Source organism: Streptomyces sp. NPDC047017 (genome assembly GCF_040644175.1).
Classification (GTDB): domain Bacteria; phylum Actinomycetota; class Actinomycetes; order Streptomycetales; family Streptomycetaceae; genus Streptomyces.
On record NZ_JBEYVW010000021.1, the window covers coordinates 1 to 22,144 of the forward strand.

The 22,144-nt window shown below is 73.4% G+C and carries 19 protein-coding genes and 1 pseudogene; 12 read left to right on the forward strand and 8 right to left on the reverse strand.

Annotated elements, in window-relative coordinates:
• Window positions 1-174 precede the first annotated feature (174 nt).
• Complete coding sequence (locus tag ABZ858_RS29600) at window positions 175-1,260, reverse strand: helix-turn-helix domain-containing protein (protein WP_361385243.1); 1,086 nt, start codon at window positions 1,258-1,260, stop codon at window positions 175-177.
• Window positions 1,261-1,359: 99 nt separating this feature from the next.
• On the opposite strand from ABZ858_RS29600, the gene ABZ858_RS29605 reads away from it, so the two are divergent.
• Both ABZ858_RS29605 and ABZ858_RS29610 read left to right on the forward strand, forming a co-directional pair.
• The gene (locus tag ABZ858_RS29605) at window positions 1,360-2,613 is read left to right on the forward strand and encodes an MFS transporter (RefSeq protein ID WP_361385246.1); all 1,254 of its coding nucleotides are present in this window, start codon (window positions 1,360-1,362) and stop codon (window positions 2,611-2,613) included.
• A gap of 466 nt (window positions 2,614-3,079) precedes the next feature.
• Window positions 3,080-4,534 carry a hypothetical protein gene (locus ABZ858_RS29610; protein WP_361385249.1) on the forward strand — a complete coding sequence of 485 codons (1,455 nt, stop codon included), beginning with the start codon at window positions 3,080-3,082 and terminating at the stop codon, window positions 4,532-4,534.
• 36 nt (window positions 4,535-4,570) lie between these two features.
• On the opposite strand, the gene ABZ858_RS29615 is transcribed toward ABZ858_RS29610, so the two are convergent.
• Window positions 4,571-5,572 (reverse strand): hypothetical protein, encoded by a 1,002-nt coding sequence (locus ABZ858_RS29615; protein WP_361385252.1) that lies wholly within the window; start codon window positions 5,570-5,572, stop codon window positions 4,571-4,573.
• Window positions 5,573-5,764: 192 nt separating this feature from the next.
• Between ABZ858_RS29615 and ABZ858_RS29620 the strand changes: the two genes are divergently transcribed.
• The 5 genes from ABZ858_RS29620 (at window position 5,765) to ABZ858_RS29640 (ending at window position 9,841) form a co-directional block, all read left to right on the forward strand.
• Window positions 5,765-6,091: a heavy-metal-associated domain-containing protein gene (locus ABZ858_RS29620; protein ID WP_361385255.1), complete on the forward strand. Its 327-nt coding sequence runs from the start codon at window positions 5,765-5,767 to the stop codon at window positions 6,089-6,091.
• Window positions 6,092-6,207: 116 nt separating this feature from the next.
• Window positions 6,208-8,475 (forward strand): heavy metal translocating P-type ATPase, encoded by a 2,268-nt coding sequence (locus tag ABZ858_RS29625; RefSeq protein WP_361385258.1) that lies wholly within the window; start codon window positions 6,208-6,210, stop codon window positions 8,473-8,475.
• 27 nt (window positions 8,476-8,502) lie between these two features.
• Window positions 8,503-8,772 (forward strand): metal-sensitive transcriptional regulator, encoded by a 270-nt coding sequence (locus ABZ858_RS29630; RefSeq protein ID WP_361385261.1) that lies wholly within the window; start codon window positions 8,503-8,505, stop codon window positions 8,770-8,772.
• Between the two features lie 425 nt (window positions 8,773-9,197).
• A complete protein-coding gene (locus ABZ858_RS29635; protein ID WP_361385264.1) occupies window positions 9,198-9,590 on the forward strand; it encodes a BlaI/MecI/CopY family transcriptional regulator in 393 nt (130 codons plus the stop codon).
• Entirely contained in the window at window positions 9,587-9,841 is a 255-nt protein-coding gene (locus ABZ858_RS29640) for a hypothetical protein (protein ID WP_361385267.1), read from the forward strand. Before ABZ858_RS29635 ends, ABZ858_RS29640 begins: the two co-directional genes overlap by 4 nt.
• Here ABZ858_RS29640 and ABZ858_RS29645 read toward each other — a convergent pair.
• A pseudogene (locus ABZ858_RS29645) lies at window positions 9,813-10,148 on the reverse strand (MFS transporter); the annotation flags it as partial. The gene ABZ858_RS29640 and the pseudogene ABZ858_RS29645 sit on opposite strands and share 29 nt — an antisense overlap.
• Window positions 10,149-10,376: 228 nt before the next feature.
• The gene (locus ABZ858_RS29650) at window positions 10,377-13,199 is read right to left on the reverse strand and encodes a LuxR C-terminal-related transcriptional regulator (RefSeq protein ID WP_361385270.1); all 2,823 of its coding nucleotides are present in this window, start codon (window positions 13,197-13,199) and stop codon (window positions 10,377-10,379) included.
• Window positions 13,200-13,520: 321 nt separating this feature from the next.
• Between ABZ858_RS29650 and ABZ858_RS29655 the strand changes: the two genes are divergently transcribed.
• Complete coding sequence (locus ABZ858_RS29655) at window positions 13,521-14,492, forward strand: hypothetical protein (protein ID WP_361385273.1); 972 nt, start codon at window positions 13,521-13,523, stop codon at window positions 14,490-14,492.
• A gap of 157 nt (window positions 14,493-14,649) precedes the next feature.
• Here the strand turns inward: ABZ858_RS29655 and map are convergent, their stop codons facing one another.
• Window positions 14,650-15,432 (reverse strand): type I methionyl aminopeptidase, encoded by a 783-nt coding sequence (map, locus tag ABZ858_RS29660; RefSeq protein ID WP_361385276.1) that lies wholly within the window; start codon window positions 15,430-15,432, stop codon window positions 14,650-14,652.
• Window positions 15,433-15,497: 65 nt separating this feature from the next.
• Between map and ABZ858_RS29665 the strand changes: the two genes are divergently transcribed.
• The 3 genes from ABZ858_RS29665 (at window position 15,498) to ABZ858_RS29675 (ending at window position 17,049) form a co-directional block, all read left to right on the forward strand.
• Complete coding sequence (locus ABZ858_RS29665; protein ID WP_361385279.1) at window positions 15,498-15,803, forward strand: helix-turn-helix transcriptional regulator; 306 nt, start codon at window positions 15,498-15,500, stop codon at window positions 15,801-15,803.
• A 297-nt stretch (window positions 15,804-16,100) separates the two neighbouring features.
• The gene (locus ABZ858_RS29670; RefSeq protein WP_361385282.1) at window positions 16,101-16,385 is read left to right on the forward strand and encodes a hypothetical protein; all 285 of its coding nucleotides are present in this window, start codon (window positions 16,101-16,103) and stop codon (window positions 16,383-16,385) included.
• 148 nt (window positions 16,386-16,533) lie between these two features.
• Window positions 16,534-17,049: a GNAT family N-acetyltransferase gene (locus tag ABZ858_RS29675; protein WP_361385285.1), complete on the forward strand. Its 516-nt coding sequence runs from the start codon at window positions 16,534-16,536 to the stop codon at window positions 17,047-17,049.
• Between the two features lie 221 nt (window positions 17,050-17,270).
• On the opposite strand, the gene ABZ858_RS29680 is transcribed toward ABZ858_RS29675, so the two are convergent.
• Both ABZ858_RS29680 and ABZ858_RS29685 read right to left on the reverse strand, forming a co-directional pair.
• The gene (locus tag ABZ858_RS29680; RefSeq protein WP_361385288.1) at window positions 17,271-17,621 is read right to left on the reverse strand and encodes a hypothetical protein; all 351 of its coding nucleotides are present in this window, start codon (window positions 17,619-17,621) and stop codon (window positions 17,271-17,273) included.
• A gap of 447 nt (window positions 17,622-18,068) precedes the next feature.
• A complete protein-coding gene (locus tag ABZ858_RS29685; protein ID WP_361385291.1) occupies window positions 18,069-19,322 on the reverse strand; it encodes an FAD-dependent monooxygenase in 1,254 nt (417 codons plus the stop codon).
• 71 nt (window positions 19,323-19,393) lie between these two features.
• Between ABZ858_RS29685 and ABZ858_RS29690 the strand changes: the two genes are divergently transcribed.
• A complete protein-coding gene (locus ABZ858_RS29690) occupies window positions 19,394-19,960 on the forward strand; it encodes a TetR/AcrR family transcriptional regulator C-terminal domain-containing protein (RefSeq protein ID WP_361385294.1) in 567 nt (188 codons plus the stop codon).
• Window positions 19,961-20,062: 102 nt separating this feature from the next.
• Here the strand turns inward: ABZ858_RS29690 and ABZ858_RS29695 are convergent, their stop codons facing one another.
• Window positions 20,063-21,727: a SpoIIE family protein phosphatase gene (locus ABZ858_RS29695; protein ID WP_361385641.1), complete on the reverse strand. Its 1,665-nt coding sequence runs from the start codon at window positions 21,725-21,727 to the stop codon at window positions 20,063-20,065.
• Window positions 21,728-22,144: the final 417 nt, after the last annotated feature.

Below are 22,144 nucleotides of genomic sequence, written 5' to 3' on the forward strand. Positions count from 1 at the left end.
GATGCGCCAACACCGCCCGATTGACCTTGATCGCCACAGCGGGATCATGCCATCCACCTGGCACGACACTCACCCGCTATCACGCACCAACTCGTAAGGAATCAGGGCTGAGGAATCAGGGCTGAGGACTCCGGTCGACCACCGGCCACGTCCGGTATCCCTCGGGAAAGCCGCTCAGCGCAGTACGGCCGCCAGCAGGTCGGACCCGAGTGCCGTCAGATCGGGCAGGTTGACGGTGTAACGGACGTAACGCCCCTGCCGCCGGGCCGTGAGCAGGCCCGCGCGGCGCAGGACGGCGAGGTGGCGGGACACCTCCGGGGGCGAGAGTTCCCAGGCGTGGGCCAGCTCGCCGGTGGTGTGCGGGCCGCGGGCCAGGGTGCGCAGCAGCCGTAGCCGTATCGGGTGCGCGAGTGACTCCAGCCGTAGCGTGACCGTTTCCAGCGACACCGGCTCCGAGGGACTCGCCTCGGCCACGGGGTACTGCACCACCGGTTGCCACCCGGGCGCGTGCACCGCCACCAGGTGCGGGCGGCCGAAGACGCTGGGGACGAAGGTGACCCCGGTGTCGCGGGCGGTGGTCGCGTTGTCCTGCAGCTTGTCCACGATGATGCGGTTGCCGTCCGGTGCCAGGGTCACGGCGCTGGAGACCGACGCGAGGGCCGCTCCGATGCCCTGGCGCTTCAGCAGGTCGTTCTTCAGGCGCAGATCGGTGGCGAGTCGCACGGCGACGCCCGCCCACGCGGCGTCGAAGAAAGCCTCGGCGCACTGTTCGAGAGTGTGACGTACCCGTGCCCGTACGGCGGCCGGGTCGGCGAGCAGCCGCTCCGCGAAGGTCTCCTGGAGCGTGCCGCGGGCCTGGGCCAGGTCCAGGGCCCGCCCGCGCGCTGTCGCGTCGGCGAGCGGCGACGGCGCGGCGAAGTGGACCCGGTTGTTGCCGCACGTGGTGACGAGCGCGGCGGTCACATAGGTCTCGTCGTCGATCCGGTCCATGTCGTCCAACTCCTCGGCGAGGGTGGGCCGGGGACGGGCGGGTACCAGGAAGTCGGCTCGTGAGGAACGCCAGAGGAACTCCGCCTCCCTGAGCCGCTCGGCCAGCTCCGGCCGCAACCCGGCCCAGACGTCCGCGGCCCAGCCGGCGAGCTGCGGGTGATGCCCGGGTTCGGCCAGCACGTGCAGCATCGCGGTCAGCTCGGCCAGCGGGGAGGCGGCGAACCGCAGCCGCCCGGACGGCAGTCCGCCGATGTCGATCTTCAACGTCATCCCCTCATCATCACTGGTGGGGCGGCCGGCGAACGCGTCGATTGACGGTGTCCGTCAATCGTCCTGGCCGTCCCGGCGGTTGAACGCACCGTTGACGCCATGGCAACCACCACGGAGTCCCGGCCGCCGCTCCGGCCGCGCGCCCTCGTTCGCGCTTCCGGAGGCCCCCGCTACGCCGTCGCCCTGGCCGTGGACGCGCTCGGCACCGGCATGCTGCGGCCCTTTCTGCTGCTCTACGGGGTGACCGTGCTGAGGCTGTCCGCGTCGGCCACCGGCATCGCCATGACGGTCGGCGTCGTCGTGGGCCTGGTGTGCATGCCCGTGGTGGGCCGATGGCTGGACCGGGGCGCACGCAGCACGGTCGTGGCGGCGTCGATGCTGGTGCGGGTGGTGGGCGTGGCGCTGCTGCTGGCCGCCCCGGCGGGGCACGTCCGGCTGTTCGCGGCGGCGGCGCTCTTCCTCGGCATCGGCAACCAGGCATGGCCGGCCGCTCACGCCGCCCTCGTGGCCACGGTCGCCCACGGCCGCGAACGCGACGCCGCCCTCGCGGCGGGCCGCGCCCTGCGCAACGCCGGACTGGGCGCCGGTGCGCTCCTGGCCACCGTGTGCCTGGCGGGCGGCACCACCGCGTTGCGGGCACTGGCGGCGGTCACCGGGATCGCCTATCTCGCTGCGGCGGCCCTGGCCTGGTCGGTCCACGTGCACGCGCGGCCGGCCGCTGTCCCGGCCAAGGACCGGGCCGGCGGGCCCGCGCCTCGCACGCGCGTGCTGCTGGCCGCCAACGTCGTCTACGTCTTCTGCCTCAACGTCCCCGAGATCGCGCTGCCTCTGGTCCTGGTGACACAGTTGCACGCCTGCCCGGTGTGGTCGGCGGCCGTCTTCGTGGCGAACACGGTGCTGGTGGTCACCCTGCAGATTCCGGTCACCGTCCTGATGTCCCGCTTCTCCCGGCGGACCGTGCTGGCCCTCGCCGGCGTGGTACTCGCCGGGTCCTACCTGGGCTTCCTCGCGGCCACTTCCCTGGGAGGCGGCTGGAGTGCCCCGGCCGTCGCCACGGTGTCCGTGGTCTGCACCATCGGGGAGATCATCTATGCCGGCAGCGCCACCGCGCTCGTCACCGCCCTCGCACCGGCCCATGTCCTGGGGCGCGCCCTCGCCCGCTTCCAGCTCTCCACGGGCTTCGGCCTCGCCGTCTCCCCGGCGGTCATCACCGCTCTCGCCTCCCGCGGCTCGGCCGCCCTCTGGGGCAGCCTCACCGCCGCGACGCTGCTGTCCGCCGCCGCCGTCGCCACAGAGAAGGACGGAGGAACGCGGCCCAGCGGTGGCCGCCGCCGGGCGCGAACAGGCTCGTGAGTTCGACGATCGCCTCGGGGACTTGGGGGACTTGGGGGGCTTGGGGGGCTTCGGGGACTTCGGGGGCCGGACGGGGTCGCAGCCGAGCGGTACTCGCATCACCGTACGCGGGCTCCAGCACGTGTCCTCACGGGCCCGGCCCCGGCGGTGGGCCCGTCTTCTCCCGAAGGTGCACCTCGCGCCGCGCGATCAGCCGGTCGATCCTTGGACATCGGTATGGCCTGGCACCCGCGCGACGCCGACGCCGACGCCGACCCGGGCCACCAGTGGCTGCGGGGCCGGGTCGGGGATGTCCCGCTGGTCGTTCGGCATGTCCGGCGGCCTCTCGCATCCGGAGAACATTCCGCCCCCGGCACGCTGCTGCGACTCAGGTAGCACAGGGGCGTGCCCGGACTGCGACTGCGGTCGCATGTGAGGGCGACCCGGGGGCGATGTGGCAGCGCGTGCCCGTCAGGAGGATGGCCGGGTGACCGAGACCCTCGCGGGGCTGTACATGTCCCCTCTGGAAATCCTGGCCTTGCTGAGTGCCGTCGCGCTGGTGGTGGCGCGCTGGTTTCCCCCGACTGCCCGTCCACGCGTCACGTTCGTGGCGGTGGCGGTGCTCGTGCTGTCCGTGATCGTACTGAGTGTGGTGGGGTTCCGCTGGCAGCTGGCGCCCGTTCTGGCGGGCGCCGCCCTCGCGTTGCCGTTCGCCCTCGCTCCCCAGCTGCGACGCCGTACCGGGAAGCCGGCGTGGCGGGCCCGGTGGTGGCTGGCGTTGCCGGGGTCGGTGGCCTGCGTCGGCCTGATCGCCACGGGGCCGGTGGCCGCCTGGGCCTTTCCCGTCCCCGCGTTCCCCGAGCCGTCGGGCGGTTTCGCGGTCGGCACCCACGTGGTGCAGTGGACCGACCCCCACCGCCCCGAGACCTTCACCGCCGACCCGCACGACCGGCGCACGGTCGTGGTCCAGCTCTGGTACCCCGCGCGAAAGAGCCCCGCAGGCGTGCGGCGGGCCCAGTACCTCGGACGCACGGAGCACGAGGCGCGCACCGTCTCCGACGCCCTCGCCCGCCAGGTCGGCCTGCCCGGCTTCCTGGTCGACGGCGCCACGCGGGCCCACACCCATGCGGTCTTCGACGCCCCGGTGGCCGGTGGGGGCGCACGGTTCCCGGTCGTGCTGTTCTCTCCCGGGTCGGGCGGAGTGCGTACCCAGAACACCGCCTGGGCGGAGGAACTGGCCAGCCACGGCTATGTGGTCGCCGCCCTCGACCACCCGTACGACTCCGCCGCCGTCGTCCTCGACAGCGGCCGGACGATCCGCAGCAGGACCACCTCGACCGGGGACCGGGAGAAGGACGACAAGCTGGCGGCCGGCTGGACGGCTGTGCGGGCCGCCGACCTCAGCTTCGTCCTCACCCAGCTGGGCCGTCTGGACCGAGGTGAGATCACCGGACCGCTGACCGGACGGCTGGACACCGGCCGGGCCGCGGTCGGCGGTCACTCCATGGGTGGGGCCGCCGCGCTGCAGGCAGGCCGGCAGGACCGCCGCTTCGGCGCCGTCATCGACCTGGACGGCTACCCCCACGGCCCCACCTCCCCTTCCCTCCACCAGCCGACGCTCGTGCTCACCCAGGCCATCACCCCCCAAACCGACCCGCGTTACCTGCCCCGCCTCACCGAAGCCCTCAAGCACAGCACCGCGACGAGCTACCGGCTCACCATCCCCGGCGCCGCGCACCTCACCTTCATGGACGGGCCCCTGTACCTGCCGCCCGTGCCCTCGATAGTCGGCTCCCTGGGCCGCACCAGGAGCCCGCGCGTCGTCGCCGCGACCACCCTCGCCTTCCTGGACACCACCCTGCGGCACGAACCCGGTGACCTGACCGGCGTCCTGTCGGGCTACGGCGACCTCAGCGTCCTTCCTCCGGACCACAGCCGCTGACCGGCTGCGCCGCGACCGCCGCGACCGTCCGTGGCCTCAGTGTTCGTGGGTCGCCTCGCCGGACGCGGACGCGGGTGCGGGCGCGGTCGCCGGTGCCGGGTCCGTGTCCGTGTCCGTGTCCGCGGCCACCGTCCCGCCCGCGTGCACCGTGAACGCCGCCGTACGCACCTTGCCCGCGTGCTGGAAGTCGAAGAACAGCCGGTACGCGCCCGCGCTCGGCGCCGTCGCCATGAAGGAGACCTTCGGTCCGGGCTCGGTGCGGCCGTCGCCGGGCTCGCCGGTGGGGTGCACGTGCAGATAGGCGAGGTCGCCGGAGCGCAGGGCGACGAGATGTCCGTAGGCGCCGAGATAGGGCTGGAGGTCCCGCACCGGGCGCCCCTGCCTGGTGACGGTGAGGCTCAGTTCGGTGGCCCTGCCGGGGGCCGGTTCGCCGTCGAGGCGCACTTGGTAGCCGTCCACTTCGGCGATCGCGCTGGGCCCGGGCAGCGCCGCCGGCTCGTACGGCCCGGAAACGGCGAGATCGGCGCCGAGCGTGAGGGGTTCCCCGCCCTGCGGCCGGAAGTCGGCGAAGACGCGGTAGCCGCCCGCGCCGGGCAGGTTCACCGGCGCGCTCCAGGTGCCGTCGGCGGCACGCGTCGGATGCAGGTGGCGGTAGACGGTGAGGTCGCGTGAGGCGACGACCAGGTGCAGTTCCTTGCCGTGTTCCCGCTGGTAGGCGGTGACCTTGCGGCCCGTGGCGTCCCGCACGATCCCGAAGCGCAGTTCTGCTTCCCGGCCCGCCTGCGTGCGCGAGGTGCCCAGGGCGAGCGTGTAGCCGTCCCGGGAGATCTCCAGGCCGCCCGGCGTCTCCTCGGCGTGCCCGCCGCCCGCCGCCTCGGTGTGGCCGGCGTGGCCGGGTCCGGAGGCGGCATGGCCGCTGTGCGTGCCGGCCGCCGGCCGCGGGTCGATGGCGCCCACGGTGCCTCCGACGCCGTAGGCGGTGCCGAAGGTCGCGGCGAGCGCGGCGGCGAAGACGGTGATCCGCAGTGCGGTGTTCATGGCCAGCTCTCCTCATCTCACAGGCCGCTTGGCAGTGCGGCCGGCCGTCAGGCCAACATACCCCAGGGGGGTATCTAGTCAAGCCGGGGGTGCGGGCCGGAGGCGGAGGTTGCGCGGCATACGGGTGGGGGGTATACATGGAGGCGTCGAGATACCCCCTGGGGGTATGAATCGTTCCAATGGGAGGACCCCGTGTCGAACTGCTGCACCCCGGACGGCAACTGCCACACCGACGCCGACAGCACCGGAAACGCCAGCGGCACCGGCAACGCCGGCAACGCCGGCAACGCCGGCAACAAGGTCACTTACAAGGTCGGCGGCGTCGGGAGCGCCCACTGCCAGGGTGTCGTCGCCAAGGCGGTCGGTGGCCTGGACGAGGTCTCCGCGGTCGAGGTGGAGATCGGCACCGGCCTGGTGACGGTGACGGCCGCCGCCGCGCCCGACGAGGCGCTCGACGCGCTGATCGCCCAGACCGTCGACGAGGCCGGCTACGACTTCGCCGGCCGGACGGCCGCCTGACCGGCCGGTCCCGCCCGTACCGGCTGACCGGCCGGTCCCGCCCGGGCCGGTCCCGCTCCGGCACGGGCGGGACCGCTCCGGTACGGCAAGCCCCCAGAGCTCCGAGGAGCAGAGACATGACCACCATCACGCCCGGCGCGGCCGAGGTCGAACTCGCCATCGGCGGCATGACCTGCGCCTCGTGCGCCGCCCGGATCGAGAAGAAGCTCAACCGCATGGACGGTGTCGAGGCCACCGTCAACTACGCCACCGAGAAGGCCAAGGTCACCTACCGCGAGGACATCGGGGTCGCCGACCTGATCGCCACCGTCGAGGCCACCGGCTACACCGCGCGCGAGCCCGAGCCCGCCCGTACGGCACCGGCCGCCACGGACGACGCCGGGAACGGAGCGGAGGAGGACGGGCTGCGCCCGCTGCGCCTGCGGCTCATCACCGCCATGGTCCTCGCGGTGCCGGTGATCCTGACGGCGATGGTCCCGGCCTTCCAGTTCGAGTACTGGCAGTGGCTCTCCCTGACCCTGGCGGCGCCGGTGGTCACCTATGCCGCGTGGCCGTTCCACCGGGCGGCCTGGACCAACGCAAGGCACGGCGCCGCCACCATGGACACGCTGATCTCGGTCGGCACCTCGGCGGCGTTCCTGTGGTCGCTGTGGGCGCTGTTCTTCGGCACCGCCGGCCGGCCCGGCATGACCCACCCCTTCGAGCTGACCATCTCCCGCACCGACGGCGCCGGGAGCATCTACCTGGAGGCCGCCGCCGGAGTCACGGCGTTCATCCTGGCCGGCCGGTACTTCGAGGCCCGGTCCAAGCGCAAGGCCGGTGCCGCCCTGAAGGCCCTGCTGGAACTGGGCGCCAAGGAAGTCACCGTGCTCCGCGACGGCCGCGAGGAACTCGTCCCGGTCGCCCAACTGGCCGTCGGCGACCGGTTCCTGGTGCGCCCCGGCGAGAAGATCGCGACCGACGGCACGGTGGTCGAGGGCTCGTCGGCCGTGGACGCCTCCCTGCTCACCGGCGAGTCCGTGCCGGTCGAGGTGGCGGTGGGCGACGGCGTCACCGGAGCCACGCTCAACGCGGGCGGCCGGCTCGTCGTCGAGGCCACCCGGGTCGGGGCCGACACCCAACTGGCCCGGATGGCCCGGCTCGTCGAGGACGCGCAGAACGGCAAGGCCGCGGCCCAGCGCCTCGCCGACCGGATCTCGGCCGTCTTCGTGCCGGTGGTCATCGCCCTGGCCCTGGGCACCCTGGGCTTCTGGCTGGGCAACGGCGCCGGACTGACCGCCGCGTTCACCGCCGCCGTCGCCGTCCTCATCATCGCCTGCCCCTGCGCCCTGGGCCTGGCCACCCCCACCGCCCTCATGGTCGGCACCGGGCGCGGCGCCCAGCTCGGCATCCTCATCAAGGGGCCCGAGGTGCTGGAGACCACCCGCAAGGTCGACACCATCGTCCTGGACAAGACCGGCACCGTCACCACCGGCCGGATGACCCTGCTCACCGCGCACACCGCCGAGGGGACCGACGAGACGGAGGCGCTGCGGCTGGCCGGCGCCCTGGAACACGCCTCCGAGCACCCCATCGCCCAGGCCGTCGCCGCCGGAGCCGCCGCCCGCGTGGGCACCCTGCCCGCTCCCGAGGACTTCGCCAACATCGCCGGCCTCGGTGTGCAGGGCGTCGTGGACGGACACGCGGTGCTCGTCGGCCGTGAGCGACTGCTCGCCCAGTGGGCCATCGCGCTGCCCGCCGCACTGGCCCGCGCCAAGGCCGCCGCGGAGACCGCCGGGCGTACGGCCGTCCTGGTGGCCTGGGACGGCGAGGCCCGCGCGGTGCTGGAGGTGGCCGACGCCATCAAGGAGACGAGTCCGGAGGCCGTCCGCAGGCTGCGCGCGCTCGGCCTGACGCCGATCCTGCTGACCGGGGACAACCGGGCGGTCGCCGAAGCCGTCGCCGCCGAGGCGGGGATCGCCGCCGAGCAGGTGATCGCGGAGGTCCTGCCGCAGGACAAGGTGGACGTCGTCAAGCGTCTGCAGGGCGAGGGCCGTTCCGTCGCCATGGTCGGTGACGGCGTGAACGACGCCGCGGCCCTGGCCCAGGCGGACCTGGGACTGGCCATGGGCACCGGCACGGACGCCGCCATCGAAGCCGGCGACCTGACCCTGGTGCGCGGCGATCTCAGGGTCGCGGCCGACGCCATCCGGCTGTCCCGCAAGACGCTGGGCACCATCCGGACCAACCTCTTCTGGGCCTTCGCCTACAACGTCGCCGCGCTTCCGCTCGCCGCCGCCGGTCTGCTCAACCCGATGATCGCCGGTGCGGCCATGGCCTTCTCCTCGGTCTTCGTGGTCGGCAACAGCCTCCGGCTGCGCGGCTTCCGGCCCGCCGACCGCTGAGGCGCCGACGAGGACAAGGAGGCCGCCATGGCCCACCAGGACGACGTCGTCAGACGGCTGCGCCGGATCGAAGGCCAGGTCCGCGGCCCGCAGCGGATGGTCGAGGAGGGCGCGTACTGCATCGACGTCCTCACCCAGGTCGCCGCCACCAGCGCCGCGCTGCAGTCCTGCGCGCTGGCCCTCCTGGACGAACACCTCAACTCCTGTGTCACGCAGGCCATCGTGGAGGGCGGTGAGCAGGCCAGGACCAAGGTCAGCGAGGCGTCCTCGGCCATCGCCCGGCTCGTCCGCGCATGAGGGGGACGAGCCGGCCTCCACGCACCGGGGCCCGGGCGGACCGCTCCGCCCGGGCCCCGGTGCGCGTCACCCTCCCGCGCCCGCCGCGCGACCGGCCCGCAGCCGCGGACCCGGACCCGGTCGGGGTCCGGACCCAGGCACAGACCGAACACCTGACGCACCAGCACCCGTCCGGTCCCGGCGAACCGGAGCCCGCGGCCCCGGCGAACCGGAGCCGCGGAGCCCGCGGAGTCCGGCGCACGGGCCCGCGGGGGCCGCCGGTGCGGACATGTCCGCCGTACGACATCATGGGTCGGGTATACCCCACCCAGGTATGCCGACACAGCGGTCGGTCCGGAGATCCGAACAGGCCGAACGGGCCGGACGGGCCGAACACGTGGCCTACGATGAAGAGCGCCTCGGTGACGGGCGGCGGAGGGGAACAAGTGCGACGGCGCGGCGACTTGGAAGCCGAAATCATGGACCGCCTCTGGCGCTGGGGGCGGCCCGGCACCGTCCGGGAGATCGTCGACGACATCAACCTGACCAGGCCGGTCGCCTACACCACGGTGATGACCGTCGCGGACATCCTGCACCGCAAGGGCATGCTCCGGCGCGAGAAGGCGGGGCGCGCCTGGCTGTACGAAGCCCGGCGGAGCCGCGAGGAGAACACGGCGAGCCTGATGCAGGAGGCCCTCGGCAGCACCGAGGACCGGCAGGCCGCACTCCAGCGCTTCGTGGAGCACATGCCCCCGGAGGACGTGTCCGCACTGGCGGCCGCGCTCCGCGCCGCCGGGCACATGCCCGCCGACGCGAGACCGCCGGAGGGAGGTCGGTGAGCGGATCATTGCGCGGCGCGGCCGAGTTCCTGCTGGGCCTGCACCACGTCCTGGCGCCCCTGACGGTGGCGGTCGTCTGCGGAGTCTGCCTGCCGCGCGCGCTGACGCGCAGCCCCTGGGCGCATCGGACACCGCGGTGCACGCTCGCGCTCTGGGGGCTGCTGGCCCTCGCCCTGACGGCCTCCACCTCCCTCGCGGTCCTGCAACTGACCCTCCCGCTCACTTCGGGTCGTGGGCGAAGAGCATCATGAGCAGCGTCATGGCCGCCGGCGCGATCAGCGCGCCGCCCACGCCCTGGACCGCACGGCCGGCGACCTCCACGGAGGCGTTCTGCGCGGCGGCGGCGACGACGGAACCGGCGATCAGGACGACCCAGCCCGTGGTGAAGACCTTGCGGGCCCCGAGCAGGTCGGAGAGCCGGCCGCCGAGCAGGAGCAGGCCGCCGAAGGCGATGACATAGGCGTTGAAGACCCACTGCAACGCGCCCTGCGAGAAGCCGAGGTCCTTCTGCATCTCGGGAAGCGCCACCCCGATGATCGACGTGTCCATGATGACCATGAACTGGGCGGCGGCGAGCACGGCGAGCGCCCATCAACGCCGGGGATTGACGGCTGTCATGACTCCACCCTTCCTGTCTGTATACCCCCGGGGGGTACTGATCAGGCTGTGCCGTAGCATACCCGCGGGGGGTATATAAGAAGGGCGAATGATCCCTGCGGCAAGCACCCGCCACGCGCGCCCGCCGTAGCGGCCCGTGCGCGAAGGACGGGCGACGCGGTCGCCGGGCTAGCCGCGGTCCGGGGCCGGGTCCGGGGCCAGGTCCAGGTCCGGGTCGGGGGCCAGGGCCGGGTCCGGGTCCGGGAGCGGCGGAAGCGTGAGGGCCCGGCGGGAGGGGGCGGAGAGTTTGCGCATGGCCCGGCTGACGTGCTGTTCGACCGTGCGCGGGGAGAGGTGGAGGGTGGTGGCGATCTCGCGGTTGGTGAGGCCGCGGGCGGCCAGGTCCGCGACCTCGCGTTCCCGGGGTGAGAGCCCGAAAGCGTGAGAAGGGCGTCCGCGGCGGGGCTCGGTGAGCAGCCGGAGGTCAGCGCGTACCCGGGCGGTGTCCCAGGTCGCCCCCAGGCCGGCGAAGTCGCGCACGGCGCCTTCCAGTTCCGTCCGGGCCGATGCCCGGTCCCCCGTGGCCAGCGCGCAGCGGGCGGCGGCCTCGGTGGCCAGCGCGGCCAGGTAGGGCCGGGGCAGGGCGGCGTATCCGGCGGCCGCTGCCCGGTAGCGGGCGCGGGCCTCCGCGTGATCGCCGCTGTGCTCGGCCAGGGCGGCGGCGCACCAGTGGGCGGCGGCCGCGGCGGCAGGGGGTGGCGGCGCGTGCAGCCCGCCGGTGAACTCCTCGGCCAGCTGCGCGGCCTCGGCCGGCCGGCCGGCGGCCAGCGCCGCGGTGACCGCCCAGGGCGCGGCCTCCGCGGCCCAGGCCCAGATGCCCTTGCGGCGCAGCCGGTTCCAGGCGGCCACCGCCTGTGCCCGGGCTGCTTCACCGTCGCCCCGGGCGAGGGCGAGACGGATCAGGAGGGCGGAGGCGGCCGAGGCGACCGGCACCAACTGGGCGTCCAGCGGCAGGGCCCCGGGCCCCAGCAGGCAGTCGGTGACCTGCTGCCACTCCCCGCGGGCCAGGGCCAGGGAAGCCAGCACCAGGTGGGCGTCGGTGCCGAGCACCGGACTGCCCGAGACCTGGGCCACCAACCGCTCGGCCCGCTCGGCCAGTCCGGCCCAGCGGCCGGTGAAGCAGTCGAGCAACAGCGCGGCGCCGCGCCCGGCCAGCGTGGCGGTGGAGTCCGTGTGCGGGCGGCCCGGGTGGGCCAGGCTCTGGTCCAGCCAGTTGCGGGCCTCCTGGTAACGGCCCAGCCAGGTGACGGCGTCGGCGGCGTTGGACAGGCCGCGCGCCCAGTGGTGGAGGCACTCGGGGTCCGCGTCCGGGCCGGGCGGGACGGCGAAGGTGTCATCGGCCCGGGGCGCGCCCACGGTCAGCAGCAGGGAGACCCCGTTGGCCGCGACGGCCGCGTGCAGGGCGGGCTCCGCGACCGCCGCCGCTGTCACCTCGGCCCGCTCCAGCCAGCGCAGATGCTCCGCGACGGTGGCACCGGGCCAGTGCGGTATGGCCATGCCGGACAACACCCGCGCCACCAGCCCAGGTTGAGCGAACACCTCGTACGCGGTCAGTTCGCACGCCGTCCGCTCCAGGCACAGCCAGCCCTCCCGGTCGGGCGGCCGCGGACCGCACAGCGCCAGCGCCAGCGAGATCCGCGCGCGACCGCGTACCGCCCCCGGCAGCGCGGGATTCGCGGCGATCGAGGACAGCAGCCGTCCGGCGGTGGCGGCCGGCAGCGCCGCCGCCAGTGGACCCATCGCCAGGCTCGCGAGCCGGGCCCTGGAGTGCGTCGCCAGGCGCCCGTCGGCGAGGGTGCGGCGCAGCAGCCGGTCGGCCTCGTCGTGACGGCCCCCCTCCATGTGGGCGCCGACGGCACGTTCGACGGCACGCAGTCGCCCGCGCTCGTGGCCGCCGGCCTCCAGGTGCGCGGCGATGGACGGCCAGGGCGGTTGCCGGCGGCGGCCCAGCACCCGGGCCGCCGCGCGGTGCAGAGCGGCGCGCACCGGCCCCGGCAGTACGGCGGTGACCGCGTCGGCGGCCAGCGGGACGGCGAACCCGTAGGCGTCGGGACCGAGTTCCTGCAAGGCCGACACGTCCAGGGCCCGGACGAGTCCTTCCTCGCCCGCGGCCCCGGGAAGTCCGGCGATCTCCGCCAGCTCGGCGGCCGAGGCGGGCCGAGCGCCGACTCGGCCGGCCGGACTGCCCAGTATCGCGGCCGCCCGGACCAGGGACCGGAATCCGGCCGGGACGGCGGCCGTTCTGGCGAGGACCAGCTCGGACAGGCGCGGCGGCGGCTCCAGCGCCGCCACCTCGTCGGCGGTGAGCGGCCGGCCGCCGCGCGCCGCTCCGCCGAGCATCTCCAGTACGTCCACGACGACTTGAGCCACCCCGCCGGTCAGCCGGTGCAGCAGGACGTCCGGCGCGGCGGGGGAGGAGGGCGGCAGCGGGCCGAGCCGGGCGGCGAGCAGCCGCCGTACGGCCGCGAGGTCGAGCGGTCCCACCCGGTGACGCACGACAGCGGTACCCGCCGGGGGCGCCAACGGGCGGCCCAGGGGCAGACCGCGCACGGCCAGTTCCTCCGGCCGGTAGGCCAGCACCAGGACCTGACCGGGGGCCGCCCTGCGCACGGTCTCCCACAACAGCTCCCGGTCGGCTTCACCCGCCTCCTGGACGTCGTCCACGATCAGTACCGCGCACCCCCGGACCGGCCCCTGGACCGGGCACATGGCGGACGGTACGGCGGGCGAGGCGGAACCGGGTTTCCTGCCCGCCTCCGGCCGCCCCGTCGGCAGTCGCCCGGCGGCGGAGCGCACGGCACACTCCACACCGGCCGGAACAGCGGCGCGGAGCCGGCGTACGAGATGCGACTTGCCCGTGCCCGCCGCGCCCTCGACCAGCAGTACCAGGGCGGCGGCGTTCGGGGAGCCGAGGGTGCGCCGCACCCGCGCCGCCACCTCGGACTCGTCCACGAGGACCACCGCGCCCCTCCGGTCTGCGTCCCCAGCCCGCACGTGCGCCGGGCCGGTTCAGGACTTCTCTACTTCTTTGCGTATCCGTATTCCGGCCGTCCTGATTGCCCGGGCGTACGCCGGCGCAGCAGCCTAAGGGCCGCCGGGTGACCGAATCCAGACTTTGAACGGACACGGTCACGTGGCTGGCAGGCGTCGGCCCTCCCCACCTCCCCGCCTCCCCGCACGGAACCGCCCGGATCACGCGTCCCGGTCGTTCCGTCCATCCCCCCCACCTCCGGCGTCCGGCCCTGCCCGCACGCCGAGTAAGGAAGACGCATCGTGAAGACACTCAGAGCCGTCCCCGCGCTCCTGACCTGCGCCGTTATCGCGCTGTTGGCGAGCCCGGACAGCGCGAACGCCCGCGAGGCCGCCCACCCCACGAACCCCCGCTCCGCCGCCCCCTCCGCAGCCGGCCTGTGCGCCTCGGCAACGCTCTCCGGCCGGGGAGTGGAAGGGGCGCTCTCTCCGCGCGAGGTCACCCGCCGGCTCGGCCCGCTGACCGACTCGCACCGGGCCGCCCGCGGTTACGTGCCCGGCAAGGGCGCCCTGGCCGCTCCCGGTGCCGTCCGCAACGGCGGAAGTCTCGCGGCGACGGCCATCCATCCGGCGCAGGGCACCGCGTTCAAGCGGTTGCAGGGCAGCGACGGCTCCTGCGCCACGCAGTCCGTCTCCACCCAGGTACGGGTCAGGGGCGCCGACACCACCCTCTACACGCCGACCATGTATCCGGCGGGCGGCTCCTGCGTCGAGCTGGTGACCGTCTACAACCAGGGCGAGGCGTCGGTGTCCGCCTGGGACTGGTGCCGCAACGTCACCTTCGAGGCGTCGGTGCCCATCGACAGCGGCTTCCTGAGCACCTACACGGACGGTTCCTCCAGCGCCTACACCGGCCGGGTGATCAAGACGTCCGCGGCGAGCAACACATGGGCCGCCGACCTGTACAACTACCGCACCCGCGGCTGGGACCGGCTGTACAGCCAGTCGGGCACCACACAGGCCCGGTACGACGGCTGGGACATCTACGAGTTGTACTCCACGGTGGGGTCCTCGGGCCGGGCCGGCTCCTGTGACGCCCTGGCCGGCATCACCGTCGAGTCCTCGAACATATCGGTGCGCGTGGGCGGAGCCTGGACCGCGGCGTCCCCGGCCAACTCCGACACCGGATACGACGCGCCGAACAGCGCCTTCTACTGCCCCACACGCACCTATCGCATGGTGAGCGCCTACGACCACTGGCTGGCCGTGGGCTGACCCACCGCGCCGTGCCGCCGGGGAGCCTCGCGTCTCCCGGCGGCGCGGCGCTCGGACGAGGCGACCTCCCGGTGCGCGGCGGCCGGGGACGACCGGGGCGCGGCCGCGTCCGGCAGCCGGGCCGGCTGACGCGGCGGCGGTGCGGGCTCCCTCGCGACTACGACCGTGCCCGCGTCGGCAGGGTGAGAATCTCGGCCCCGCTGTCGGTGATGGCGATGGTGTGCTCGCTGTGCGCGGTCCGGCAGCCCGTCGCGCTGCGCAGAGTCCAGCCGTCGGGGTCGGTGACGAGGGTGGCGGTGTCGGCCATGACCCAGGGCTCCAGGGCGAGCAGCAGTCCGGGGCGCAGCTGGTAGCCGCGGCCGGGCCGACCGGTGTTGGGGACGTGCGGGTCCTGGTGCATGGTCGAGCCGATGCCGTGGCCGCCGAACTCGGTGTTGACCGGGTAGCCCGCCTGGCTGAGGACCGTGCCGATGGCGTGGGAGAGGTCGCCGATCCGCGCGCCGGGCCGGGCGGCGGCGATGCCGGCGGCGAGTGCGCGCTCGGTGGTCTCGATCATCGCGACGCTCTCCGCCGGCCTGGCCTCGCCCACCAGAAAGCTGATCGCGGCGTCCGCGGCCACCCCGCCCCTGGCCACGGTGAGGTCGAGTGTCAGCAGATCGCCGTCCGTCAGCGCGTAGTCGTACGGCAGGCCATGCAGCACTCCGTCGTTGACGGCCGTGCAGATGTAGTGCCCGAAGGGGCCTCGCCCGAAGGACGGCGCGTAGTCGACGTAGCAGGACTGCGCCCCCGCCTCGGTGATCATCTCCTTGGCCCACTGGTCGATCTCCAGCAGGTTCGTCCCGACCGCGCTGCGCTGCTTCAGCGTGTGCAGGATGTCTCCGACCAGGGCGCCGGTCTCCCTCGCCCGCTCGACCCGCGCGGAGTTCAGGATCTCAATCATGGGGGGCCTTTCCTCTACGACCAATAACTATCCCGGTCTAACTATACCGGTATTAGTATGGGGTCATGGTCAGGTCGCCGCTCACCCCCGCCGAGGTAGAACGCGGACAGCGCCTCGGCGCCCTGCTCCGCCGGGCCCGTGGCCGCCGCTCGATGCTGGACGTGGCGCTCGCTGCGCACATCTCGCCGGAGACTCTCCGGAAGATCGAAACCGGCCGCGTGGCCACCCCCGCCTTCCCGACCATCGCGGCGATCGCCGACACCCTCGGCCTGTCCCTCGACGCCGTCTGGGCCGAGCTGAGCCGACCGGAACGAACCGCCGACGATCAGCGGGTCCTGCCTGCCACACGGCGTCCCTCACTGGCTTCGTGACGCCGCGCTGAGGGAGTCGGCGGTTCACCGCGCCTTCGGGCGGCCCCTTCCGGGGGGCCCGGTCGGCCCGCGGCGGGATACGGGAGACAGGGGTCACATGTCATCGCGGTGCCGCTCAACGCGTTGCCGCGCGCGTCGGAGTCCGTCATGAAGCCGCTGGATCTGCGGGCGATGTCGTGAACAGCTCCGCGAGCGGCTTCCCGAGGGCTTCGGGCGTCCTGGAGGGTGAAGTTGCCTTCGACGTCGACGAACGGTGCCGTTGTGCGGTGCGTTTCGGCGCGGTCGGCCGCGCCGTGGATGACGACGAGCTTCAGCTGTCCTCCGGGCCGCGCGGGAGACCGCGTACAGGGACGACGCCCGCTGAAGGACGGCGACGGCCTCGTCCTCTCCACCCTGGTCATCCACTACGTCTACGACCGCATCGTCCAGCGGGCCAAGGAGGATGTCCACCGGGCCGCCCACGGCGACCAGGAGTTGCTTGAAGCGATGGCCGCCGGCGAGCCCCCCTCGACTCCTTCGTGCCGATCTCTCTGGGCGTCCGCCGCCCACGGGTCGTCGCCCGAGCCGAAGGCAGGAACTTGAAACGCGGTGCCGCACTGAGCCTTCGCCACCTCGAAGTCGCAGGTCACAGGGACGGTGTGCCTCGTGCTCGGGGGGCCTACCCGTTGTGGGCGGCAGTGCGCGGAGAACGGAGTTCGTTCTCAGGCGTCTGTGCCACTACGGTGGCGCGATGGTGCACGTGCGGGAGATGGGTGCGGCCGATGTCGAGGCCGTTTCGACGATCCGAGTCCGAGGATGGCAGGCGGCGTACGCCGGCATCGTTCCCCAGGCGTATCTGGATGCCATGACGGTGGAAGGTGATGCCAGTCAACGGCGGCAGTGGGTCTCGCAACCCGGACGGCAGTCCCGGGACCTCGTGGCGCTCGGTGAGCGGGGCCCGGTGGGGTGGATCTGCTTCGGGCCGTGTCGCAGTGAGGTGCCTGGTCCTGGACGGGCCGGTGAGGTCTATGCACTGTACGTCTTGCCGGATCTGATCGGCCAGGGCATCGGTGGGAGGCTCCTCGAAGAGGCTCACCGGCTGATGAGGAGTCAGGGCTTCGAAGTGTCGGCCCTGTGGGTCCTCTCTGACAATCAACGAGCCCGGCGTTTCTACGAGCGGTCCGGCTATCAAGCCGACGGTGCCGCTCAGGACGACGCCTACGACGAGGTCACGCTCACTGAGCTTCGCTACCGGCGAGGGCTCTGAGTTCAGCGGCAGCGGGCGCACCCTGGCCAGTGCGAAGGCCGCTGTCGCTCGTTCCGACTGTCAGCTTGCTGATCCCCGCAAGTCCGGAAGGGCGGCCGAGTGGGACGAATTCGCCGTCGCCGAACGCGTCCTTGGCGACCTGGCCGCGAGCCGTCACCGGGTGAGGAGTCGGCGGCACCGTCGCCGTGTGCGGGACGTCGCCGCGGTACGGAAGGAAGCCATCAAGCCTTCTTCAGCGTGCCCGGACGCTTGCGCCGGGTCAGCAGGGTGACCAGCAACGGCACGCCGCCCATCAGGATCGCCGCCACCGATTCGGCCACCGGCACGAAGCCCAGGACGTGGTACCCGCCGGTGCCCGAGCGGCGTACGTCGATCGTGTGCCCGTCCTCGCGGGAGCCCGCCGACACGGTGGCGTGGCTGTCGGTGATCGAGCCGTCGTCCGAGGTGAAGGTGCCCGAGCAGTGGTAGGAGGGCGTGTCCGTGGAGCCCTCGTCCCGGCAGGCGGTGACCTTGATGGTGCCGGGGGTCCCGGCCCAGCCGGCCGCGTACGGAAGAGTGACGGCACCGTACACCGCCAGTGCGAGGAGGAGCAGGACGAGTACCGACAGTGCGATGCGGCGCCCGGCACGGCGCCCCGGCGAGGCAGCCGTACTGGACCGGCCGGACGAGGACCGGCTGGACGAGGACCGGCCGGACGAGGACCGGCTGGACGAGGACCGGCCGGACGAGGACCGGCCTGTCGCGGCCGGTCGGCGAGCGCGGGCCATGCGGCGGCCTTTCCTGAGGTCGAACCGCACCGGGTCGGGCGCAGGGGCGGGCGATGACGTGCTCGCCATCCTCGTCCGGCCGACCGGCTCCGGGCAACTCCCCGTACTCGTGCGGTCGGCGGGGCTTCGGCGTGCTCACGAGGCGAGGAGGGGCGGGGACATCACTTCGCGGACCAGCGCCTTCGTTCTGCCGTCCCGCTCGACTCCGCGGACCAGCACATTGGTTCCGCCAATGCCCGGCCCCGGCCGCTTTCAGGCGGCGCTGCCGATCGGTGCCGGGTTCTCGGGAAGCCGCCAGTCGCCGCCGCGGTCCTCCTTCGAGAAGCGTGCGGCGAGATCGGGAACGCGCAGGAAGCAGGCCAGCGCGGTGGCGGCCTGGAAGGCGTCGATCGCACGCCGGGTCATCGGCAGGCCCAGGCGCAGAAGACGCGGATTGACCCCGCGCTGGATCGCGTCGGCGAAGGGCCGCAGCACGCGGTCGTAGTTCGCCAGTGCGGTCGGCAGGTCGCCCGGGTGCCGGTTGATCTCACCGGCCAGGACATGGGCGCCCACCAGGCCGCCGGAGACGCCCATGCCGCTGTAGGGGGAGGCGCAGTGGGCGGCGTCGCCGGCGAGGACCACACGGCCCTTGGACCAGGTGCCGGTGCGGACCTGGACGATCTCCTGGGAGTAGAAGAAGGGGCTCGTCCGCATGCCGTCGACGAAGCGCTCGGTCTGCCAGCCCGCGTCGCGGAACCTGCCCGCCCAGAACTCCCGTTGGCGCTCGACGGGTTCCCGGTGGATCGCCGTGGCCTCCGCGGACTCCTCCCGCAGCACGAAGTACACCTGGGTCTCGGTCGGGTTGTGGCTGCGGCGCATGATCTGACGGCCGCCCGGGACCATGTAGGTGTCCCGGATGGTGCTGTCGGACGCGGTGCGCGGGACGAACCAGTAGGCCATGTGGATGCCGAGCCGCCGGTACGGGTCGAAGCCCGCGGGGAGGAGCGCCCGCCGGATGCGCGATCCCTGCCCGTCGGCGCCGATCAGGAGGTCGAACTCGCCGGTCGACCCGTCGGAGAAGTGCGGGACGACCTTCTGTTCGTCCTGCTCGAAGCCGTCCACGCTCACGCCGAAGACGTACTCGGTGTCGTCCTTGGACGCGTCGTGCAGGACGCGTACCAGATCACCGCGCATGATCTCGTACTCGGAGGTGAGGGTCTGCCGGCCCCGGCCGGAGGTGTTGGCCATGATCGTCGCCTTCGCCCTGCCCCGCGCGTCGACGAAGGCGACGCCCGCCTCGTCCACCAGCTTGCCGCGGACGGCGTCGAGAAGCCCCATCCGCGCGACGGCCTCGATGCCCTGCCCCCGGAGGTCGACCTGCGCCCCGGTGGCCCGCAGCGCCGGAAAGCGTTCGGCGACGGTCACCCTGTGGCCGCCCCGCGTGAGCCAGAAGGCCAGCGCCTGGCCCGCTATGCCGCCGCCGGCGACAAGGACGCGCAGGGGGCGTGCTCCCGATCCGTCAGCCATGACCAGCACTCCAGAATCTATCAGTGAATGATTCGGCTTCAGGGTCATCTATCAGTGATAGATTTGTCAACGTGACCAAGGTGAACCGGGAGATGGTCGTCTCCGAAGCGCTCGACCTGCTCGACGAGGTCGGGCTGGACGCGGTCAGCACGCGGCGGCTGGCGAAGCGGCTGGACGTCGAACAGCCCTCGCTCTACTGGTACTTCCGCACCAAGAAGGACCTCCTCGCCGCCATGGCGGAGGCGGCGATGGCACCGCATGCGGCCGCCCCGCTGCCGGTGCCCGGCGACGACTGGCGCGCCTGGTTCCTGGACAACACGCGAAGTTTCCGGCGCACCCTGCTGAGGCGCCGGGACGGCGCACGCCTCCACGCGGGCAGCACCCCGGTCAACGACCTCGACCGGGTCCGCCGCAAGATGGAATTCCTGGTCACCTCCGGAGTGCCCGAGCGGGACGCGCAGCTGGCGATGCTGGCCGCCGGCCGTTTCACGGTCGGCAGTGTCCTGGAGGAACAGGCGGACGCCGGCCCGGGTGACGGCTCGGACGCGTCGGCGGACATGCCGGTGATCGACCACGAGTCGGCATTCGAGGCCGGCCTGACCCTCATCCTGGACGGCCTGGTGCACCGCACCGCGTAGCGGGCCGCCTCCCTGCCGTCAGGCGACCGAGCGTTTTCGGAGCGGGAGTCGCGGTACGGCCCGCAGGACGCGGTGCGGTCCGACGGCATCAGCCAGACCCGATCAGCCTTCCCGGTCACGGCGCTGGGCGCGGCCGGGCAGCGGGATGCGTACGGCCAGCAGGGCGACGTCGTCGTCGTTGTCGGACGGGCGGGTGCGGGCCAGCAGGTGGTCGGCGAAGGAGTCCAGGGACCGGTGCGCCAGGGAGGCCGCGTGCCGGCGCATGCGCTCCAGTCCGGCGTCGAGGGACTCCCGGCGGGACTCGATCAGGCCGTCGGTGTAGAGCACGAGCGTCGAGCCCGGCGGCAGGACGGTGCACGCGTCGGAGCGGGGACGGGCAGAGGCCGTGCCCAGCAGCAGGCCGTTGCCGCCCTCCAGGTAGGAGGTCACTCCCTCGTGGTCCACGAGCAGTGGCGGCGGGTGCCCGGCACTGGTCCACCGCAGCGTACGGCGGCCGGTGTCGTCGACGGACAGGCGGGCCAGGGTCAGGGTGGCCATGCGGACGGTGGTGATGGCGCCCATCGCCTGGTCCAGGCGTTCGACCGTGCGGTACGGCGGCTGGTCCTGCGCCCAGGTGTAGGCGCGCAGCATGTTGCGCAGCTGGGCCATGCCGGCCGCCGCCTCCAGGTCGTGACCGGCGACGTCGCCGATGACCAGCGCGGTGTCCCCGCACGGGAGCGTGAAGGCGTCGTACCAGTCACCGCCGACGTGCGAGGCGTCCGGGGCGGGCAGGTACCGTGCGGTCATCTCGACCCCGGACAGGCGCGGGAGCTGGGGCAGCAGATAGCGCTGCATGGTCTCGGCGACCTGGCGCTGGCGCTGGTAGTGGCGCGCGTTCTCCAGGGCGATGCCGACGCGCCGGGCGATGTCCTCCAGGAGGGCGAGATCAGCGGCAGTGAAGGCCTCGTCGCGGCCGGTGCGTCCCAGCGTGAGGGCGCCGAGCACCTCGCGGGGGCCGCGCACCGGGACGATGGCGGCGGTCCGGATACCGGTCACCTTGAACAGCTTGCCCTGCTCCACCGCGATGCCGGTGTCGGGCGGCACCTCGTAGGTCTCGGGCCCGGCGAGCGTGGAGGCCGCGCCGCGCAGCGCCCTGGACAGGGGCATGGTGGACGTCTCGGGCACCGGCGGCATGGGCCCCTGTAGGTCCTCGCGGACGTGCAACGCGCCGTCCCGGGCCTGGACGACCAGGGAGCGGGTGACCTCGTCCGTCTCGGTGATCAGGTCGACGACGGCCCAGTCCGCGAGCCGGGGCAGCATCAGCCGCACCACCTGGAACAGGGATTCGTGTACGTCGACGTTGTAGATCAGCTGGGCGGTGGTGTCGGCCAGCAGCTCCAGCCGTTCCGTCTCCGACAGGGCACGCGCCGCCACGGCCGGCCGCGCGGCACCCTGCGGTGAGTCCTCGACGGGATGGAAGGCGATCAGTCCGGCCACCGTCTCGTCGCCCGGCTCGCAGGGGAGGGAGAACCACTGGACGGGCAGCAGGGTGCCGTCGCCCCGGGGGAACCAGGCCCGGTCCGTCCGGAGCATGCGCCGGGCCGACGGCTTCCGGGACCGGTCGCACGACTCCCGGGTGACCGGGCGCCCGTGGGCGTCGCGGTGCAGCAGATCGTGGGCGTCCCGCCCGATCACGTCGCCGGGGGAGAGGGCCAGCAGTTCCAGGGCCCGGGCGTTGGCCCAGACGATGTGTCCGCTCCCGTCCACGGCATACACGCCCGCGCTCACGCGAGCCAGCGCCTCGGCCGCCTTCAGCCGGCCGGCGGTCTCCAGCGGTGCGTCCGGACTGCTCTCCACCACGCCTCCTCCTCTCAGAGACCTCTCACCCACCGCGATACTCCGGTGACGAGCACAAGGGCGGACAGGTCCGGGAGACAAGGCGGCGCGGCCGTTCTGGACGGAACAGCCGTCTGCGACCGGCTGCGGAAGCCGAAGCTCAAGTTGTAACACGCCTGGGCCCGGAACCGGTGGGGCCGGCGGCCTGGTCCGGGGCCGAGGGGAGCGGCGAAGCCGTCCTGCCGGAACCGGCGGACGGACGGGCGCGGCGCGCCGTTACGGTGCCACGAGACCGTGGACCGTGCGGCGGCCGTCGACCACGAGCGTGCCGCGCTTCGGCCGGGCCCGGGTCCTGCCGCCGCCCGGGGC

What these genes read in the sequence shown, in the direction of transcription:
- map (WP_361385276.1), bottom strand. Translation starts at nt 15,432, where the DNA reads ATGATTGAGATCCTGAACTCCGCGCGGGTCGAGCGGGCGAGGGAGACC.
- ABZ858_RS29675 (WP_361385285.1), top strand. Translation starts at nt 16,534, where the DNA reads ATGGTGCACGTGCGGGAGATGGGTGCGGCCGATGTCGAGGCCGTTTCG.
- ABZ858_RS29615 (WP_361385252.1), bottom strand. Translation starts at nt 5,572, where the DNA reads ATGAACACCGCACTGCGGATCACCGTCTTCGCCGCCGCGCTCGCCGCG.
- ABZ858_RS29600 (WP_361385243.1), bottom strand. Translation starts at nt 1,260, where the DNA reads ATGACGTTGAAGATCGACATCGGCGGACTGCCGTCCGGGCGGCTGCGG.
- ABZ858_RS29630 (WP_361385261.1), top strand. Translation starts at nt 8,503, where the DNA reads ATGGCCCACCAGGACGACGTCGTCAGACGGCTGCGCCGGATCGAAGGC.
- ABZ858_RS29665 (WP_361385279.1), top strand. Translation starts at nt 15,498, where the DNA reads ATGGTCAGGTCGCCGCTCACCCCCGCCGAGGTAGAACGCGGACAGCGC.
- ABZ858_RS29670 (WP_361385282.1), top strand. Translation starts at nt 16,101, where the DNA reads ATGACGACGAGCTTCAGCTGTCCTCCGGGCCGCGCGGGAGACCGCGTA.
- ABZ858_RS29685 (WP_361385291.1), bottom strand. Translation starts at nt 19,322, where the DNA reads ATGGCTGACGGATCGGGAGCACGCCCCCTGCGCGTCCTTGTCGCCGGC.
- ABZ858_RS29605 (WP_361385246.1), top strand. Translation starts at nt 1,360, where the DNA reads ATGGCAACCACCACGGAGTCCCGGCCGCCGCTCCGGCCGCGCGCCCTC.
- ABZ858_RS29625 (WP_361385258.1), top strand. Translation starts at nt 6,208, where the DNA reads ATGACCACCATCACGCCCGGCGCGGCCGAGGTCGAACTCGCCATCGGC.